Source organism: Chromohalobacter sp. HP20-39, from assembly GCF_033052815.1.
GTDB lineage: Bacteria > Pseudomonadota > Gammaproteobacteria > Pseudomonadales > Halomonadaceae > Chromohalobacter.
Genome location: NZ_JAWHTP010000725.1, coordinates 1 through 268, shown reverse-complemented (window position 1 = coordinate 268; position 268 = coordinate 1). Strand labels below are relative to the sequence as shown.

The following is a 268-nucleotide window of genomic DNA, read 5'->3' as shown; positions in this document are numbered from 1 at the left end:
AGTAAATGGGGCGTCGCAGCCCCGAGCTGCGCAGCAAAAGTGTGAGGCGGGCAACACCATCCATCGTCAGTGGCAGGCTAAACAAGCGAGAGCCGTTCCCCATGACTGACCTTCTGAAGGTAGAAGAGCTGCGGGAACGGGCCGGCGTAGCCACGTCGGCTTGCCTCCTGAAATAGGGTCCACGATTGCGCCCGGACCCCATGGAAACCAGGCTGACGCGCAATGCGCTCAAGCGTCTCGGCCAAAGCAGCGTAGTGTCGCTGGCTGG

1 protein-coding gene is annotated in these 268 nt (G+C 61.9%); it reads right to left on the bottom strand.

The window, feature by feature from the left end:
* Positions 1–77 precede the first annotated feature (77 nt).
* A partial coding sequence (locus RVY79_RS19855) for a hypothetical protein (protein ID WP_317466290.1) occupies positions 78–268 on the bottom strand: 191 nt, incomplete at its 5' end.